Origin of the sequence: Prevotella sp. khp7 (assembly GCF_900109055.1) — a bacterium.
Classification (GTDB): Bacteria; Bacteroidota; Bacteroidia; order Bacteroidales; family Bacteroidaceae; genus Prevotella.
The window spans coordinates 187,825-205,703 of the sequence record NZ_FOIV01000002.1 but is presented as its reverse complement, the minus strand read 5'-3'; the positions used below and the strand labels follow the sequence as shown (position 1 = coordinate 205,703).

At 48.8% G+C, this 17,879-nt stretch carries 15 protein-coding genes and 1 tRNA gene; 8 read left to right on the top strand and 8 right to left on the bottom strand.

The window, feature by feature from the left end; genetic code table 11:
• Positions 1-168 precede the first annotated feature (168 nt).
• The 3 genes from BMX82_RS04600 to argS all read right to left on the bottom strand — a co-directional run bounded on the left by BMX82_RS04600 (position 169) and on the right by argS (position 3,181).
• Positions 169-813, bottom strand: a complete 645-nt coding sequence (locus BMX82_RS04600) for a porin family protein (protein ID WP_091766493.1) — start codon at positions 811-813, stop codon at positions 169-171.
• Between the two features lie 128 nt (positions 814-941).
• Entirely contained in the window at positions 942-1,400 is a 459-nt protein-coding gene (locus BMX82_RS04595) for an RNase H family protein (protein ID WP_091766490.1), read from the bottom strand.
• The gene (argS, locus tag BMX82_RS04590) at positions 1,400-3,181 is read right to left on the bottom strand and encodes an arginine--tRNA ligase (RefSeq protein WP_036910619.1); all 1,782 of its coding nucleotides are present in this window, start codon (positions 3,179-3,181) and stop codon (positions 1,400-1,402) included. The genes BMX82_RS04595 and argS overlap by 1 nt, the downstream gene beginning before the upstream one ends.
• Positions 3,182-3,269: 88 nt before the next feature.
• On the opposite strand from argS, the gene BMX82_RS04585 reads away from it, so the two are divergent.
• On the top strand, positions 3,270-4,568 hold the full coding sequence (locus tag BMX82_RS04585; RefSeq protein WP_091766487.1) for an MATE family efflux transporter: 1,299 nt from the start codon (positions 3,270-3,272) through the stop codon (positions 4,566-4,568).
• Here the strand turns inward: BMX82_RS04585 and BMX82_RS04580 are convergent.
• From BMX82_RS04580 to BMX82_RS04560, 5 genes are all read right to left on the bottom strand, one after another.
• Positions 4,563-5,333, bottom strand: coding sequence for a DNA alkylation repair protein (locus BMX82_RS04580; RefSeq protein ID WP_091766484.1), 771 nt, complete (start codon positions 5,331-5,333; stop codon positions 4,563-4,565). The genes BMX82_RS04585 and BMX82_RS04580 overlap by 6 nt on opposite strands.
• 34 nt (positions 5,334-5,367) lie before the next feature.
• A complete protein-coding gene (locus BMX82_RS04575) occupies positions 5,368-6,324 on the bottom strand; it encodes a bile acid:sodium symporter family protein (protein WP_036910862.1) in 957 nt (318 codons plus the stop codon).
• Between the two features lie 10 nt (positions 6,325-6,334).
• Positions 6,335-6,700 (bottom strand): type I restriction enzyme endonuclease domain-containing protein, encoded by a 366-nt coding sequence (locus BMX82_RS04570; RefSeq protein WP_036910613.1) that lies wholly within the window; start codon positions 6,698-6,700, stop codon positions 6,335-6,337.
• Positions 6,701-7,078: 378 nt separating this feature from the next.
• Positions 7,079-7,372, bottom strand: a complete 294-nt coding sequence (locus tag BMX82_RS04565) for a hypothetical protein (protein WP_091766481.1) — start codon at positions 7,370-7,372, stop codon at positions 7,079-7,081.
• 128 nt (positions 7,373-7,500) lie between these two features.
• A tRNA-Asn gene (locus BMX82_RS04560) sits at positions 7,501-7,574 on the bottom strand.
• 171 nt (positions 7,575-7,745) lie between these two features.
• Between BMX82_RS04560 and BMX82_RS04555 the strand changes: the two genes are divergently transcribed.
• The 7 genes from BMX82_RS04555 to sufD all read left to right on the top strand — a co-directional run bounded on the left by BMX82_RS04555 (position 7,746) and on the right by sufD (position 17,878).
• Positions 7,746-9,509, top strand: coding sequence for a S41 family peptidase (locus BMX82_RS04555; RefSeq protein ID WP_036910610.1), 1,764 nt, complete (start codon positions 7,746-7,748; stop codon positions 9,507-9,509).
• A 110-nt stretch (positions 9,510-9,619) separates the two neighbouring features.
• Positions 9,620-10,087: a ribosome assembly cofactor RimP gene (gene rimP / locus BMX82_RS04550; RefSeq protein WP_036910608.1), complete on the top strand. Its 468-nt coding sequence runs from the start codon at positions 9,620-9,622 to the stop codon at positions 10,085-10,087.
• Positions 10,088-10,116: 29 nt separating this feature from the next.
• Complete coding sequence (gene nusA / locus BMX82_RS04545; RefSeq protein WP_036910605.1) at positions 10,117-11,376, top strand: transcription termination factor NusA; 1,260 nt, start codon at positions 10,117-10,119, stop codon at positions 11,374-11,376.
• A 32-nt stretch (positions 11,377-11,408) separates the two neighbouring features.
• Positions 11,409-14,210 carry a translation initiation factor IF-2 gene (infB, locus tag BMX82_RS04540; RefSeq protein ID WP_036910602.1) on the top strand — a complete coding sequence of 934 codons (2,802 nt, stop codon included), beginning with the start codon at positions 11,409-11,411 and terminating at the stop codon, positions 14,208-14,210.
• 2 nt (positions 14,211-14,212) lie between these two features.
• Complete coding sequence (sufB, locus tag BMX82_RS04535; RefSeq protein WP_036910600.1) at positions 14,213-15,661, top strand: Fe-S cluster assembly protein SufB; 1,449 nt, start codon at positions 14,213-14,215, stop codon at positions 15,659-15,661.
• 34 nt (positions 15,662-15,695) lie between these two features.
• On the top strand, positions 15,696-16,451 hold the full coding sequence (gene sufC, locus BMX82_RS04530) for a Fe-S cluster assembly ATPase SufC (RefSeq protein ID WP_036910598.1): 756 nt from the start codon (positions 15,696-15,698) through the stop codon (positions 16,449-16,451).
• Positions 16,448-17,878, top strand: a complete 1,431-nt coding sequence (gene sufD, locus BMX82_RS04525) for a Fe-S cluster assembly protein SufD (RefSeq protein WP_036910596.1) — start codon at positions 16,448-16,450, stop codon at positions 17,876-17,878. The genes sufC and sufD overlap by 4 nt, the downstream gene beginning before the upstream one ends.
• Position 17,879: the final 1 nt, after the last annotated feature.

The following is a 17,879-nucleotide window of genomic DNA, read 5'->3' as shown; positions in this document are numbered from 1 at the left end:
ATAATCAACGTGTTCTGTCATGGGGAAAATTATTCTACTTATGTTACTACTAATTAACTAAAGACTCAATTCTATTATATATGTACTGCTCTGTTATATATACTGCAGAAAGTGCAAAATACTGCACTATCAGCATAAAAGATTAAGATTCTTTAGCAAAATATCATATTACATCTTTAATCTATATCCTAACGTCAGCCATAGCGACTTGGTTTTATAGTCATCGTCATCTTTATGACTGTATATATTCTTTATGCCGATGTTATAACGCAAGTCAAGAACAATGTTTTTATACTCATAGCTGACTGCAATAGGAATAGACCAGTTCTCTTTGCGATAGTCCCTTTTGTTGTCATTTAGGTCATAACCAAGGGCCTCTTTAGTTGCTTCTCCATATTTTTCATCGTTATGGGCCCCAAGCAAAATGCCATATTGTATACCACTCTTCAGGGCTAATCCCTTGAAGGTGTAGATATTTGCCAATACGGATATATTTAGGTAATTCAGGTCCTGGGTTATTTCGTACTTCTTAAAACCTTCGTTTGAATAAGTCACTCCAAGAGTGCCTCCTAACCATTTAGTGAACATATAATCGGCATCAAGCCCAGCAACAATTCCTACTTTTCTATTCGTATCACGTACTTTAGCCATTTCTTTTTCTGTTGTCTCGGGAAGGACCCAATACTGATTGTCTGTTGTCTTTGACGAGTTTATACCTATTCGAGGAATCAAGGACCACCTATTGTGATTGTGCTGTGCTTCTATACCAATAGTCGCAGACAAAAGCAATAATGTAATAAATACTCTTTTCATTAGTTTATAATTTTAATGGTTTTTATATAGAACTGCGTGAATGCCAAAATCTTGCATGATTCTGTGCAAAGTTAATGTTTTTTTGCAGTTTGACAAAAGAAAACGTATGAAAGAATGAAAAAGCGATGCTACTTTCTGCCGAAGTCGGCGGGGACTTCGCCCCATTTCTGGGTTTCCCACTTGATGATGGGGTTGCGGTAGTTGTGGGTCTGAAGCCATCGCTCGGCGCGGGCGATGATCTGGAACAGGGGCTCTGTCTGGGGCGTACGCTCCAGCTTGGTCTTACACTTACGCTTCTGAACCCAGAGGATGGCATTGTAGGAGTCGGAATAGATGGCCTTGTCGTGAAGACCTTGCTGCCATGCTAATGCCAAAGCATGGACAATGGCGAGAAACTCGCCGATGTTGTTGGTGCCGTGGACGGGGCCGTAGTGGAACACCTGATAGCCCGTCTGGAGGTCGATGGCCTGATACTCCATGGGGCCGGGGTTGCCTGAACAGGCGGCGTCGACAGCCCACGCGTCTGCCTTTACCTCGGGAGGTAAGGGCAGTACGGTGTCGTGTCTATAGTCTGGAGGGTTCTGCATTACATTCGCTCAGGAACTTCGATGCCAAGCAGACTCATGGCGTTCTTGATGATCTTGGCTACGTTCTTGGCCAGAACCAGACGGAAGAGCTTCTTCTGCTCGTCGGCCTCGTTGAGGATGGAGTAGTCGTGGTAGAACTGGTTGAACACCTTGGTGAGCTCGTAGCAGTAGTTGGCAATGCCTGAGGGCGAGTAGTCCTTGCCGGCCTGCTCGACGGCGGCGCCGAACTCGTTCATCTTCTGGATGAGTTCTACCTCCTTCTCGTTGAGGCTGATGGCGGCTGTGCCCATGTTGGCCTGGTCGCCTGCCTTGCGGAGGATGGAGCGGATACGGGCATAGGTGTACTGGATGAAGGGGCCTGTATTGCCGTTGAAATCGATACTTTCTTCTGGATTGAAGAGCATGTTCTTACGGGCATCGACCTTCAGGATGAAGTACTTCAGGGCGCCCATACCTACGATGCGGGCTATCTCGCGGCGCTCTTCCTCGGTCATATCGTCGAATTTGCCCAGTTCCATCGAGGTCTTGTAGGCATCTTCTACCATGAGCTGCATCAGGTCGTCGGCGTCGACTACGGTTCCCTCGCGGCTCTTCATCTTACCGTTGGGCAGCTCTACCATGCCGTAAGAGAAGTGGACGAGCTCTTTGCCCCACTTGAAGCCGAGACGGTCGAGGAGGATAGAGAGCACCTGGAAATGGTAGTTCTGCTCGTTGCCCACCACGTAGATCATCTTGTCGATGGGGTAGTCCTGGAAGCGCATCTCAGCCGTACCGATGTCCTGAGTCATATAAACGCTGGTGCCATCGCTACGGAGCAGCAGCTTCTGGTCGAGGCCCTCGTTGGTGAGGTCGGCCCATACGGAGTTGTCGTCGTGGCGCTCGAAGAGGCCCTTGGCAAGGCCTTCTTCTACCTTTGCCTTACCCTTGAGGTAGGTCTGGCTCTCGTAATAGATCTTATCGAAGCCTACGCCCATCTTCTTGTAGGTCTCGTCGAAGCCGGCATATACCCAGTTGTTCATCTTCTCCCACAAGGCGCGCACCTCTGGGTCGTTCTGCTCCCACTTAACCAGCATCTCATGAGCCTCCTTGATGAGGGGGGCTTCCTGCTTGGCCTTCTCTTCGTCCATGCCCTGAGCTACGAGCTCCTTCACTTCCTCGCGGTAGTGCTTGTCGAAGGCTACGTAGTAGTCGCCAATCAGATGGTCGCCCTTCTTGCCAGAGCTCTCTGGTGTCTCGCCGTTGCCGTACTTCAGCCAGGCAAGCATCGACTTACAGATGTGGATGCCGCGATCGTTCACGATGTTGGTCTTTACCACCTTGTTGCCGTTGGCCTCCATAATCTGGGCCAGCGACCAGCCCAACAGGTTGTTGCGCACATGGCCGAGGTGGAGGGGCTTGTTGGTATTGGGTGAAGAATACTCGATCATCACGAGGGGTGAATCGTCGGTGGCCTGCTTCATGCCGAAGTGCTCGTCCTTATCGATGGCGCCAAGCAGCTCTACCCATGCGCCGTCGCCAATGCTCAGGTTGAGGAAGCCCTTTACAACGTTGAACTTCTCTACGGCCGAACAGTGGGCACTCAGATACTCGCCAATCTCCTGAGCGGTCTGCTCAGGGCTCTTTCGAGCGGCCTTTACAAATGGGAATACTACCAGTGTCAGGTTACCCTCAAACTCACTTCTCGTCTTCTGCAGCTGCAGCATCTTTTCTGTGGCATCCATGCCATAGAGCGCCTTCACGGCCTCGCCTGCAGCTTTGCTGATCAATGCTTCTATATTCATACTTCTTCGGAATTTTGGGTGCAAAATTACGAAAAAACAAGATAAAAGCCAAACATATAGAAATAAAAAGCGTAACTTTGCAACGAAAATGAACAAAAGAGACCATCAAATACTTCAAATTGCCATTCCCAGCATCGTATCGAACATTACGGTGCCGCTGTTGGGAATGATTGATGTGGCCATCGTGGGGCACATGGGCAGCGCTGTGTATATCGGCGCTGTGGCGGTGGGCTCGATGATCTTCAACCTCGTTTACTGGCTCTTCGGATTCCTGCGTATGGGCTCGAGTGGTCTCACCTCGCAGGCTTTGGGGCGCAGGGATATGGTAGAGGTGATGAGGCTGCTGGTGAGTTCGGTGGCGATTGCTCTGGGGATAGCGTTGCTGTTTATCGTGCTACAGACACCGATGAAATGGCTCATGTTCTGGTTTATCGGCCCTACGGCTGATGTGGCGCCGTTTGCCTCGACTTACTTTGATATCGTGATTTGGGGAGCGCCTGCCATGTTGGGGCTCTATAGTCTCTCGGGGTGGTTTATCGGTATGCAGAACACCCGTATCCCGATGTTTATCAGTATCATGCAGAACATCGTCAACATTCTGGCTTCACTCACGCTGGTCTATGGCTTCGGACTGAAGATAGAGGGTGTGGCTATGGGTACGGTCATTGCGCAATATGCCGGTTTCATCGTGGCCGTTGTGTTGCTGATGAGGTATTATGGGCGGTTGTCGCGCTACTTCCAGCGTAAACGGCTGTTCCGTCATATCGGCGTATTCTTCAAGGTGAACCGCGACATCTTTCTGCGCACGCTCTGTCTGGTGGCTGTCAATTTGTTTTTCACCTCTGCGGGTGCTCGTAGCGGAGCGGTCATCCTCTCAGTGAATACCGTGCTGATGCAGCTCTACCTGTTTTTCTCGTACTTCATGGATGGCTTTGCTTATGCGGGCGAGGCATTGGGCGGGAAGACCTTTGGCGCTCGTAACACTATTGCCCTCCGTGAGACCTTGCAACGGCTTTGGATGTTGGCGTTGATAGTGACGGGTGTCTATACTTTAGTATATATTTTTGGTGGTGAGTGGTTGGTGCGTCTGCTGACTGACGAGCCTCAGGTGAGGGAGGCGGCTCATGCGTTTATCTGGTGGGCATGGCTGATTCCTGCTGCTGGGGTGATGGCGTTTATCTGGGATGGCGTTTTCGTGGGCATCACTGCTACCCGTGGCATGCTGGTCTCCTCGTTCGTAGCGGCCTTGCTGTTCTTTTCGACATATTATGTTTTGTGCGGTTTCATCGGCAATCATGCGTTGTGGCTTGCCCAGGTCGTCTATCTGGTCACACGAGGTGTCGTGCAAACCGTCTGGTTCCGCCGACTGGGCATTCTTTCCTTATAACTCTGCTTTGTACGTCATCCAATACTGGCGCTCATCGTCTGACATCTTTTCGATGGCATAGCGGAGGGCGGTACGAGGCATCTCATGGGCGTGCTTGCTAAGGAAGTCTCTCAGCATATCCATCGAGACCCGTTTGCCCATCTCGCGGAGCATCCAGCCAACAGCCTTATGCATCAGGTCGTGTGGGTGGTGCAGATGGATCTCTGCATAGCGCAGGCACCATGAGGGGTCGCCCATCTGGGAGGTCTTCCAGGAGCAGACCATGCTCATGCGCTGTCGCCAGAGACTCTTGCTCTGAGCCAGCTCGTCGAGAATCGTTTGCTTGTAATCACGATTGCCAAGATTTGAGGGCAGAAGCAGCCAGTGGCCAAGAATCTTATGAACCGAGAGGTCTACCAGGTCCCAGTTGTTGGCTTGGTCGGCATATTTGAGATACATCAGCAGGATTTCATCGCGGCCCTGTATGGCGGATGCGTCGTTTTCCAGCCGTTTGGTGGCGAGCCGTTCGAACTTTTCCACAAGAATCAGGAAACCACAGAGGCGCACTTCGTGCCAGCGGTTCATTAGCAGTTCGGGAACCTCGTCTAATGGGAAGTCTTTCCATGCGGCCTTGACGACCTCTCTTGTCTGAGGCACTTTCAGTCCTAAGAACTCATCGCCGTAGCCATATTCTCCTTCTGCGGTCTTGAAGAATCGCATTAATATCTGTCGTTGCGCCTCGTCTCGCATCGACTCCATGTAGGTTATCACTTCCTTGGCAGTCATTTGTATATCGGTTTTATTGGTTTGATGTTAGGGCTTAGTGCTTGTCGCGGCGAAGGAACAGTCCTGCCAGAATGGTTCCGCTGATGCTGTGCCAGGCACAGCTGATGGCGCAGGGAAGTACTGCCAGTGGCTGGGCGGCAAAGAAATTTCCTGCAAGGACTGTGGCGAGACCGGCGTTCTGCATGCCTACCTCTATAGAGATGGTGCGCTTCTTGGCCTGGTTGAATCCTGCTAACCGACCTGACGTGTAGCCCAGGATATAACCTAGGGTGTTGTGGCAGAACACAACGGCAAACGTCCAAAGGAATAGCCATAGTCCGCGAGCTATCAGGTCGTCGTGAACCGTTGAGATGACACCGCCAACAATGCATGCCAGACATATTACGCTGAGACCAGGCATCAGGCTCTGGATGGTGGGGAAGTGTTTGCTCTTAGAATAGATATAGTTGAGAAAACAGCCCAAGCCAACGGGGATGATGGTGACTATCAGGATGTTAATGAACATGCCGATAGCGTCGATCTCGATAATCTGACCTGCCGTAAGCTCCATCAGCAGTGGTGTCATGACTGGAGCCAGAAGGGTTGAGGCACAGGTCATGCCAACACTGAAGGCCACGTCGCCATGACAGAGATATGACATGATGTTACTCGACACGCCGCCAGGACAGCAGCCAACCAGCAGGATGCCCAATGCCAATGCGGGCTCCAACCGGAAAACGTTTACCAGCAGGTATGCCACGCAGGGCATGATGAAGAACTGTGCACATGCGCCGATAAGGATATCAAACGGTCGACGGGCCAATATGCGGAAATCATCGGTGGTAAGGGTCAGTCCCATCGTGAGCATGATGATGCCCAGGATGACCGTCTGAGTGGTGCCGCGCACCCATACAAACAATTCTGGTATGAAGAACGTTATCACTGCAACGGCGATGACGAACAGAGAGGCGTTGCCCGCCAGTCCTCGGCTAAGTAGTATCAAAGTTTTCATAAAGAGATACTTAATCATTATTGACTATTTCTTCTGCAATCTTTTCAGCCTGCTTCAATACGGTTTCCGTTGCTAACAATTGCATATCAGGCGGATAGCCATACTTACGTAGTAGTCGTTTGACGGCAACTTTCATTTTGGCTCTTACGTTTTCTTTGATAGTCCAGTCGATGGAAGCATTCTTACGGATGGTTTCTGTGAGCACAACAGCCAGTTCACGCAGTTTGTCCTTACCCATCAGTTCCTTGGCACTCTCATTATTGGCCACTGCGGTATAGAAAGCATACTCATAAGTACTCAGCCCCATCTTCTGGGCATCCTCGTCGTACTTCACAATGGCTTTAATGATTTCCTTTTCTGTCTTTTTGAACGTCATTGTCAATAATATATCTTTTCTTTAACTTATCTATATGATGATTAACATGTATATGATTTGGCGTTTTTGTATACATATTACCATCTTCATATATAGGAAAAGCCGTTTTTGTATACATGTCATTAGTATCATTTATATCAAATATGCAATCCATATAACTATCTGTTAACCGATTCTATCTGTTCCTTTTTCTTTGCCATATTTTTAGAAATATTTTGCCCCAAAGGTACAAAAAAAATAGAGTTATTCAAAAATGAGAAAAGAAATAAAGAATAATTAATCAAAAAATAAAAATTACGTGCTCTCAATGGTGTTTCCTATGGCAAAAAAGAAAAAAGGTGTTAGATTTCTCTTGATATAATTTACTCCCGATGAAGACTAATTCATAATAAAATATTTGGCAAACACCAGAATCAGCATCATGACGGCAAAGGCGATGGCCCAATATTTACATGCACTCTTTAACAATGTGCCCGATAATTGCATCTGCTCTTTGGATGTGGCATATTTAAGTAAGATAATCGCCATAGAGAACAATATGGCAACATAAAATGCGCTGCCTGCCATATATGCCCAATCCATGAAATGGAGATTATTAATCATGTGCAGGAATGGAACACAAAGGAGTACGCATACAATACCAATCGATGTTTTATTTATTGCTTTCATCATTATCTATCTTTATTAATTTGTTAATTGACGGTGCAAAGATAGATGTTTTCATTAACAAAAAGGATTAAACCTATGTTATTTTTTTGTTAAATACAAAAAAAGTCCCAACCTTTCGATTGGGACTTTTGCGCTTCAGGATGGGCTTGAACCAACGACCCCCTGATTAACAGTCAGGTGCTCTAACCAACTGAGCTACTGAAGCAGGTCTTGCTGTTAAGCGGGTGCAAAAGTACGGCGATTTTTTGAAACTACCAAACTTTTAAGCGAAAAAATTCATAGAAACTTAAATTTTTTGCAAAAAAGGAGGGAAAAAGAACGTTTTCTTGAGATAATCATGTAATTTTGCAGCTGTATTTATCAACTTAAGGAAGTTATGAGAAGACATATCATACCCGTTCTGATGATGATGGTTGTTTCGATGACGGCACAGGCTCAGAAAACGAACGACCACAACTTTGAGGTGGCGAAGCATCTCGATATCTTTAATCACGTGTATAAGAACCTGGAGCTGCTCTATGTGGACACCCTGAACCCGAAGGAAACCATCGGTACGGGTATCACGGCTATGCTTCGCAGGCTGGATCCTTATACGGAATATTATGCTCAGGACGAGACGAAGGACCTGAGAATGATGCTCACGGGTAAGTATGCCGGTATCGGCGCTCTTATCAGAAAGCACCAGAAACTGGATCGCGTGGTGATTGATGAACCCTATGCTAATATGCCGGCAGCTGAGGCTGGGCTGAAGAAGGGTGACGTGATTCTGAGCATCGACGACTCGATGATGACGGATAAGCAGGTGGGCTATGTGAGTGATCATCTGCGTGGTGAGCCTGGCACGAGCTTCCTGCTGAAGGTGATGCGTCCGTCGACAGGCAAACTGATGAGTTTCAAGATTACCCGCAGGAACATCAAACTGCCTGAGATGCCGTACTATGGTATGAGGGACGGTAATATCGGCTACATCAACCTGAACCAGTTTACGGAAGGATGCGCCAAGGAAATGCGTCGTGCTTTCGTGGATCTGAAGAAGAGGGGGGCGACTTCGCTGATTCTTGACCTTCGCGGTAATGGCGGCGGCTCAGAGCAGGAGGCTGTCGACATCCTGAACCTGTGGCTGCAGAAAGGAATCACGGTGGTGGCAAATCGCGGTAAGGTGAGACAGGCGAACAAGGAATATAAGACCACAGTGGAACCTGTCGACACGGTGATGCCGCTGGTGGTGCTTGTGAATGGTGAGACGGCCAGTGCCAGCGAGATTACCAGTGGTGCCATTCAGGATCTGGACAGAGGTATAATACTAGGTACGCGCACGTATGGAAAGGGATTGGTGCAGGTTCCTATTGACTTGCCTTACAATACAAATATGAAGGTGACGACCTCGAAATACTACATCCCCAGCGGGCGTTGTATTCAGGCTATAAACTATAAGCACGACGGAAGCGGCTATCGTGAGCATATACCCGATTCGTTGACAAAGGTGTTCTATACCCGTCGCGGTCGTGAGGTGCGTGATGGCGGTGGTATTAAACCGGATGTTGAGGTGAAGGCCGATACGATTCCCAACATCGCCTTCTATCTCTCGGCCAGTGGTCAGGACTCTACGGAGGTGATGTTCGACTATGTGGTAGATTATATCGCCAAACATCCTGTAATCGCTTCTGCGTCGGAGTTCCACCTGACTGATGCTGACTGGCAGGAGTTCAAGGCACGTGTCATTAAGAGCGGATTCACCTACGACCCCGTGAGCAAGAAACAGTTTGCCGAACTGGTGAAGACGGCTAAGTTTGAAGGGTATTATGACGATGCCAAGCAGGCATTCGATACGCTCGAATCGAAGTTGAACCATGACGTGGCTGTTGATTTGGAGAAATATAAGACGGTGCTGATGCATATTCTTGAAGCGGACATTATCGCTGCCTACTATTATCAGTCGGGCGCTATCGAGGCCGGACTTAATTTCGATCGCCAGCTGAAAGAGGCCGAAAGGCTGCTGAAGTCGCCTGAGGAGTATCAAAAATTGCTGACTCCCAAGAAGGGCAAGGATACTTCTTCAGTCATCAGAATCGACAAGAAACCATTTGGAAATATCTCTCTGAAACAGAAGGAATTAGAAATATTCAGCTATATTGCGTAAAAAAACAGCTAAATATTTGGTAGTTAGCGGGAAAATGCTTACCTTTGCACCCGTTCAGCGGAATGAGAGGCTCGAAAGAGTCTCTCATTTTCGATATTAATATGTATTAGATGATAAATAAGGAAACTATTCAAGCATTGACGGAAGAGTGGTTGCAGGGCAACGACTATTTCCTGGTAGACATTAATTTTGTGGCCAATGACAGAATCGTCATTGAGATTGACCATGCAGACGGTGTGTGGATTGAAGATTGTGCGGAATTGAGCCGATTCCTTCAGGAGCGTCTGGGCGAGGAGCTCGGAGAGTATGAGCTGGAGGTTGGCAGCGCTGGACTTGGACAACCGTTCAAGGTGGCTCAGCAGTACCAGAATCATATTGGTGATACATTGGAGGTCCTTGGACTCGATGGTAAGAAGATACAGGGTGTCCTGAAGTCGGTTGAAGGACGCGATTTCGTGTTGACTGTTCGCGAAAAGCAGAAACAGGAAGGAAAGAAGCGCCCCGTGCTGGTGGATGTGGATAAGACATTCTCGATGGATCAAATCAAGTATGCCAAGTATCTGTTGGCATTTAAGTAAGCTAATGAATAAAAATAAAGAATAAGACAATGGCAATTAAGAAAGAAGAGAAAGGCCCCTCAATGATTGAGACCTTTCAGGAATTCAAAGAGACAAAGAACATCGACCGTACCACGTTGGTGAGCGTTCTGGAGGAGAGCTTCCGTAATGTGATCGCTAAGATGTTTGGTTCGGATGAGAACTTTGATGTGATTGTGAACCCCGACAAGGGCGACTTTGAGATTCATCGTAACCGTGTGGTTGTGGCTGATGGTGATGTGCAGGACGAGAATAAGGAGATTGCACTGAGCGAGGCTCAGAAGATCGAACCCGACTACGAGGTTGGCGAGGAGGTCTCTGAGGAGGTTGAGTTCGCTAAGTTCGGCCGCCGTGCCATCCTGAATCTGCGTCAGACTTTGGCTTCTAAGATTCTTGAGCTGGAGCATGACTCTCTCTATCAGAAGTATAAGGATAAGGTGAATACCATTGTTAGCGGTGAGGTTTACCAGATCTGGAAGCGCGAGGTGCTGCTGATGGACGACGAGGGTAACGAACTCCACCTGCCTAAGCAGGAGCAGATTCCTTCTGACAACTACCACAAAGGTGAAACCGTTCGTGCCATTGTGAAGGAAGTGCAGAACGAGAATAATAACCCTCGCATCATCCTTTCTCGTACCAGTCCTGTATTCCTGGAGCGTCTGCTCGAGGCCGAGGTGCCTGAGATCAACGACGGTCTGATTACCATCAAGAAGGTGGCCCGTATGCCAGGCGATCGTGCCAAGGTGGCCGTTGAGAGCTATGACGAGCGTATCGACCCTGTTGGAGCTTGTGTTGGTGTGAAGGGTAGCCGTGTGCACGGTATCGTTCGTGAACTCTGCAATGAGAATATCGACGTAATCAACTACTCAAGCAATGTACAGCTCTATATCCAGCGTGCGTTGAGTCCTGCTAAGGTTTCAAGCATCGTTCTTGATCAGGAGAACCGTAAGGCAGAGGTTTATCTGCAGCCCGAGGAGGTTTCTCTGGCCATCGGTCGTGGTGGTATGAACATCAAGCTGGCTTCTATGCTGACAGAGTATACCATCGACGTATTCCGCGTTGTTAGTGAAAACGAGGCCGACGAGGATATCTATCTGGATGAGTTCTCTGATGAGATCGACCAGTGGGTAATCGACGCTATCAAGGCTATTGGTCTGGATACAGCCAAGGCTGTTCTCAATGCTCCACGTGAGATGCTGATTGAAAAGGCTGACCTTGAGGAGGAGACGGTAGATCATCTGTTGGATGTTCTTCGTGCTGAGTTTGAGTAAAAAGAAAAGAGGAAAAAATAAAAAGGTTAAGAATGGGAGTCAGATTAAATAAAGTATTAACAGAATTGAACATCGGTCTTCAGACGGCAGTAGACTTTCTGAAGAATAAGAGAGACTTGGGTGAAATCAAAGACGACGCTAATGTCAATACTAAGATTACCGACGAGCAGTATAATGCGCTCGTTAGGGAATTCAAGGGCGACAAAGACGTTAAGACCCAGGCTGGCATGATGTTCCCAAAGAAGGAGAAGAAGCCTAAGAAGGACGCAAGATCGGAGTCTGTATCAGAGCCGAAGGAAGAGCGCCGCCAGACTTTCACTCCTCTAGGAAAGATTGACCTGGACAGCATTGGTAAGCCCAAGCCCCAGGAGGACAAGACGCCGAAGGCCGAACCCGTAGCTGTGGTGAAGGAAGAAAAGGAGCCAGAGCCCGTAGTGGAGAAGAAGCCCGAGGAGCCTAAGGTAGAGCCTGTCAAAGAGGTGAAGCCGGAGCCTATTGCTCCTGTAGTAAAGGAAGCTCCAAAGGAGACTCCCGTTCAGACGGAGCAGGCTGCTGATGATAATAATGTCTTTAAGTTGAGGACTGAACAGAAATCTGTGCCTAACCTGAATGTGGTTGGTAAGATTGACCTCGATTCTCTGAACCAGAGCACTCGTCCTAAGAAGAAGTCAAAGGAGGAGCGCCGTAAGGAGCGTGAGGAGAAACAGGCCCAGATGCACGGTGGCGTTAATGGCGAGAAGAAGAAGCGTGAGCGCATCCGTGGCGGTAAGGAACGTGTGGATATCGAGGCTGCTGCCAATCAGGATAAGGGTCAGAATAACCAGAACAAGAAGAATAAGAATAAGGGAGGCAACCAGAACTTCCAGGATAACGGCAACCAGCAGGGTGGTAAGAAGAATAAGAAGAACCGCCCAGTGAAGCAGTTGGAGGTGGATGATGAGGCTGTAGCCCGTCAGGTAAAGGAGACACTGGCCCGTCTTACATCTAAGAATCAGAATAAGAAAGGTGCTAAATACCGTCGTGAGAAGCGTGATGCCGTCGCCGAGCGTATGCAGGAGGAGATGGAGTCACAGGCTGCAGAGAGCAAGATACTCAAGCTGACAGAGTTCGTGACTGTTTCAGAGCTCGCTACGATGATGAATGTTGGCGTCAACCAGGTTATCGGTACATGTATGAGCATCGGTATCATGGTGTCTATCAACCAGCGCCTGGATGCTGAGACTATCAATATCGTTGCCGAGGAGTTCGGATTCACCACAGAATATGTATCAGCCGAAGTGCAGAACGCCATTACTGAGGAGGAGGACGATGAGAACGATCTGATCAGTCGCGCTCCAATCGTAACAGTGATGGGACACGTTGACCATGGTAAGACATCTCTGCTCGACCACATCCGTAACACCAACGTGATTGCCGGTGAGGCTGGTGGTATCACCCAGCACATCGGTGCCTATAACGTGAAACTGAAGGATGGCCGTCAGATTACATTCCTCGACACGCCTGGTCACGAGGCTTTCACTGCCATGCGTGCCCGTGGTGCTCAGGTAACTGATATCGCCATTATCATCGTTGCGGCTGATGACTCAGTAATGCCTACTACCAAGGAGGCTATTGCTCATGCTCAGGCTGCTAATGTTCCAATGGTGTTCGCCATCAATAAGATTGATAAACCAGGTGCTAACCCAGATAAGATTCGTGAAGACCTGGCCAACATGAACCTGCTCGTTGAGGAGTGGGGTGGTAAGTACCAGTGTCAGGAGATCAGTGCCAAGAAGGGTATTGGTGTCGACGAGTTGCTTGAAAAAGTGCTGCTCGAGGCCGAGATGCTCGACCTGAAGGCTAATCCTAACCGTAAGGCCACTGGTAGCATCATCGAGAGTTCACTTGATAAAGGCCGTGGCTATGTGTCAACAGTGCTTGTGTCTAATGGTACACTGAAGGTCGGCGATGTTGTCATCGCAGGTACTGCCTGGGGTAAGGTGAAGGCTATGTTCAACGAGCGTAACCAGCGCATCAATGAGGCCGGACCTGCTGAGCCTGCTATTATCCTGGGTCTGAATGGTGCGCCTACCGCTGGTGACTCTTTCCATGTGATGGAGTCGGAACAGGAAGCTCGTGATATCGCTAACAAGCGTATCCAGTTGCAGCGTGAGCAGAGCTTGCGTACAACCACCAAACTGGGTCTCGACGAGTTGTCACACCGTATTGCCTTGGGTGAGTTCCACGAGTTGAACATCATCGTGAAGGGTGATACCGACGGATCTATTGAGGCACTGAGCGATTCGTTCATCAAGCTCTCTACCGAGAAGGTTCAGGTAAATGTGATCAACAAGGCCGTAGGTCAGATTTCTGAGAATGATGTCATGCTGGCATCAGCATCTGAGGCTATCATCATCGGATTCCAGGTTCGTCCTTCTGCCGATGCCCGTCGTGCCGCTGATCGTGAGGGTGTTGAAATCAATACCTACTCTATCATCTACGATGCTATCGACGATGTGAAGCAGACCATGCAGGGTATGCTTGACAAGGTGAAGAAGGAGGTTATCTCTGGTGAGATCGAGGTTAAGCAGGTATTTAAGATATCCAAGGTCGGTACAGTTGCCGGTGGTCTTGTTACCGATGGTAAGGTACATAACAAGGATAAGGCTCGCGTCATCCGCGATGGTATCGTGATCCACACCGCTCCTATCGACGCCCTGAAGCGTTATAAGGACGATGCCAAGGAAGTGGCAACCGGACTGGAGTGTGGTATCTCACTGGTTAACTTCAACGACATCCAGGTGGGTGATATCATCGAGACCTTCACTGAGATCGAGGTAGAACAGAAACTGTAAGAATGTCAGAAAAGAAAAATGAGTTTGTCCGTCAGGTGGCAGAACAGAAATACGAATTCGGTTTTACCACTGACGTACATACAGAGATTATAGAGAAGGGGCTGAACGAGGACATCGTTCGGCTCATCTCTGCTAAGAAAGGGGAGCCTGAGTGGATGCTCGAGTTCCGCTTAAAGGCGTTCCGCTACTGGAAGGAGCAGACGGAGCCCAAATGGGGACATGTGCATGTGCCTCCTATTGACTATCAGGCCATCAGCTACTATGCCGATCCTTTGGCCAAGAAGCCTGAAGGCGACGGAAAGATTGACCCTGAACTTGAAAAGACGTTCGACAAACTTGGTATTCCTCTGGAAGAGCGTTTAGCGCTGAGTGGTAATACCGCTGTCGATGCCATCATGGACTCGGTTTCGGTGAAGACCACCTTTAAGGAGAAACTCCGCGAGAAGGGTGTTATCTTCTGCTCGATAGGTGAGGCCATCAAGGAACATGGTGATTTGGTACGCCAGTACTTAGGTACGGTGGTGCCTTATCGCGATAATTTCTTTGCAGCCTTGAATAGTGCTGTGTTCAGCGACGGTTCGTTTGTCTATATCCCCAAAGGTGTTCGCTGTCCCATGGAACTTAGTTCTTATTTCCGCATCAATGCAAGGAATACGGGACAGTTCGAGCGTACATTGATTATCGCTGATGACGATGCTTACGTATCTTATCTCGAAGGATGTACAGCGCCAATGCGTGATGAGAACCAGCTCCATGCGGCCATCGTAGAGATTATCGTGATGAACCGTGCTGAGGTGAAGTACTCAACCGTTCAGAACTGGTATCCTGGCGATGAAAACGGTAAAGGTGGTGTGCTGAATCTGGTAACTAAACGTGGCGATTTGCGTGGTGTGGACTCTAAACTCTCCTGGACTCAGGTTGAAACGGGTTCCGCCATTACTTGGAAATATCCGTCGTGCATCCTGCGTGGCGATAATTCTCAGGCAGAGTTCTATAGTGTGGCTGTGACCAACAACTATCAAGAGGCTGATACGGGTACCAAGATGATTCATATTGGTAAGAACACCAAGAGTACCATCATCTCTAAGGGTATCTCGGCAGGCCATTCGCAGAACTCTTATCGCGGATTGGTGCGTGCTACCAGCAATGCTGATAATGCGCGTAATTACTCTTCGTGCGACTCGTTGCTGCTGGGCTCTGATTGTGGTGCACATACCTTCCCTTATATGGATGTGCATAACGACACGGCTATCTTCGAGCACGAGGCTACGACTTCGAAAATCTCTGAGGATCAGCTCTTCTATTGTAACCAGCGTGGTATCCCTACCGAGCAGGCAGTAGGACTCATTGTCAACGGCTATGCAAAGGAAGTGCTCCAGAAACTCCCCATGGAGTTTGCCGTTGAGGCTCAGAAACTGCTGAGTGTATCACTTGAAGGAACCGTAGGGTAAAGGTAAAAAGATAAAAAAGTAAAAAGGTAAATAAATGCTTGAGGTAAGAAATCTACATGCTCGCATTGGCGACAAAGAGATATTAAAAGGTATTGACCTTGTGATCAACGATGGTGAGACACATGCCATCATGGGACCTAACGGTTCTGGAAAATCGACCTTGAGTGCTGTGCTCGTGGGCAATCCGCTTTATGAGGTGACTGAAGGCGAGGCTTTCTTCAATGGCAAGAATCTGCTGGAGATGAAACCAGAGGATCGTGCTCATGAGGGGCTGTTCCTCTCGTTCCAGTATCCTGTTGAGATTCCTGGCGTGTCGATGACTAACTTCATGAAGGCAGCCATCAATGAGAAACGTAAGTATCAGGGTCTGGAACCCATGAACGCCGCTGAGTTCCTGAAGCTTCAGCGTGAGAAGCGTAAGATTGTTGAACTTGATTCCAAACTGGCTAACCGTTCTGTAAACGAGGGCTTTAGTGGTGGTGAGAAGAAGCGCAACGAAATCTTCCAGATGGCTATGCTTGAGCCAAAGCTGAGCATTCTCGATGAGACCGACTCTGGTCTTGACGTCGATGCTATGCGTATCGTGGCCGAAGGAGTGAATAAACTGCAGACACCAGAGACTTCATGCATCGTCATCACCCATTACGATCGCTTGCTTGAGATGATCAAGCCTCAGTTTGTACATGTGCTGTACAAGGGGCGTATCGTGAAGACTGGCGGCCCAGAACTGGCCAAGCAGATTCAAGAGCATGGTTACGATTGGATTAAGGAAGAAATAGGAGAAGAATGAACTCAGAACAACAATATATAGAGTTGTACCAGCAGGCACGTGAGATGATTTTCTCGCATGCACCAGAGGCGATGAATGCCGTGCGTGATGAGGCCTTTGAGAATTTCAAGACTCTGGGCTTTCCCTCACGTAAGGTGGAGCGCTATAAGTACACCGATATGCAGAAGCTCTTCGAGCCTGACTATGGTGTGAACCTCAGCCGTCTCCAGATTCCCGTCGATCCTTATGAGGCTTTCCATTGCGATGTGCCCAACCTCTCTACCAGCCTCTACTTCGTGGTGAACGACATGTTCTATCACGATGAAAAACCAAAGGGACATCTGCCTGAGGGTGTGATTATCGGCTCGTTGAGAGATTATCCTGAGTTGGTGAGCAAATACTACACCAAGCAGGCTAAGACCAGTGAGGATGCTGTCACAGCGCTCAACACCATGCTGGCACAGGACGGACTACTGGTTTACGTGCCCAAAAATGTTAAGGTTGATCGTGCCATTCAGGTAATCAATATCCTGAAGGCACCGACCTTGCGAGTGAAGAGCGATGCTCGCATCAGCTCTTCCGAGCCTGAGGTGGCTCGGCCATCGGCCAAGGCAACACCCCAGAATGCCCAGCGTCAGGTGCCTGATCTGATGGTGAACCGACGTGTGCTTATTGTGCTCGAAGAGAACGCAGAGATCAAGATGCTCTTCTGCGACCATGCTGCCGACGATCGTAACTTCCTGGCTACTCAGGTCATTGAGGCTTATGTGGGCGAGAATGCGTCGTTAGACCTCTACTGCATGGAGGAGACACACCATAAGAATGTGCGTGTAAGCAATGTCTATATCGACCAGCAGGCTAACAGCCGTGTGAACCACAATGTAATTACGCTGCATAACGGTATTACGCGTAACAAGCTCGACCTCACTTTCTCTGGCGAGGGGGCTGAGTGTCAGTGCTATGGTTGTGTGATAGCCGATAAGCAGCAGCACGTGGATAACAACACGCTGATTACCCATCAAGTGCCGCACTGCACTTCGAACGAACTTTATAAATATGTGCTCGACGATAAGGCTGTTGGTGCCTTTGCTGGCCGTGTGTTGGTAGAGCATGGGGCTCAGAAGACTATCTCGCAGATGACCAATCAGAATCTGACGGCAACCAAAGAGGCGCGTATGTACACCCAGCCCATGCTCGAGATTTATGCCGACGACGTGAAGTGTGCCCATGGCTCAACCGTTGGACAGCTTAACGATGCCGCCCTCTTCTATATGCGTCAGCGAGGCATCTCGCTCAATGAGGCTAAACTCCTGTTGCAGAATGCCTTCATCAACGAGGTTATCGACCACATGCAGCTCGAACCTCTCCGCGATCGCCTTCACTACTTGGTAGAAAAGCGATTCCGTGGCGAACTCAACAAATGCTCTGGTTGTAAATTGTGTAAGTAAT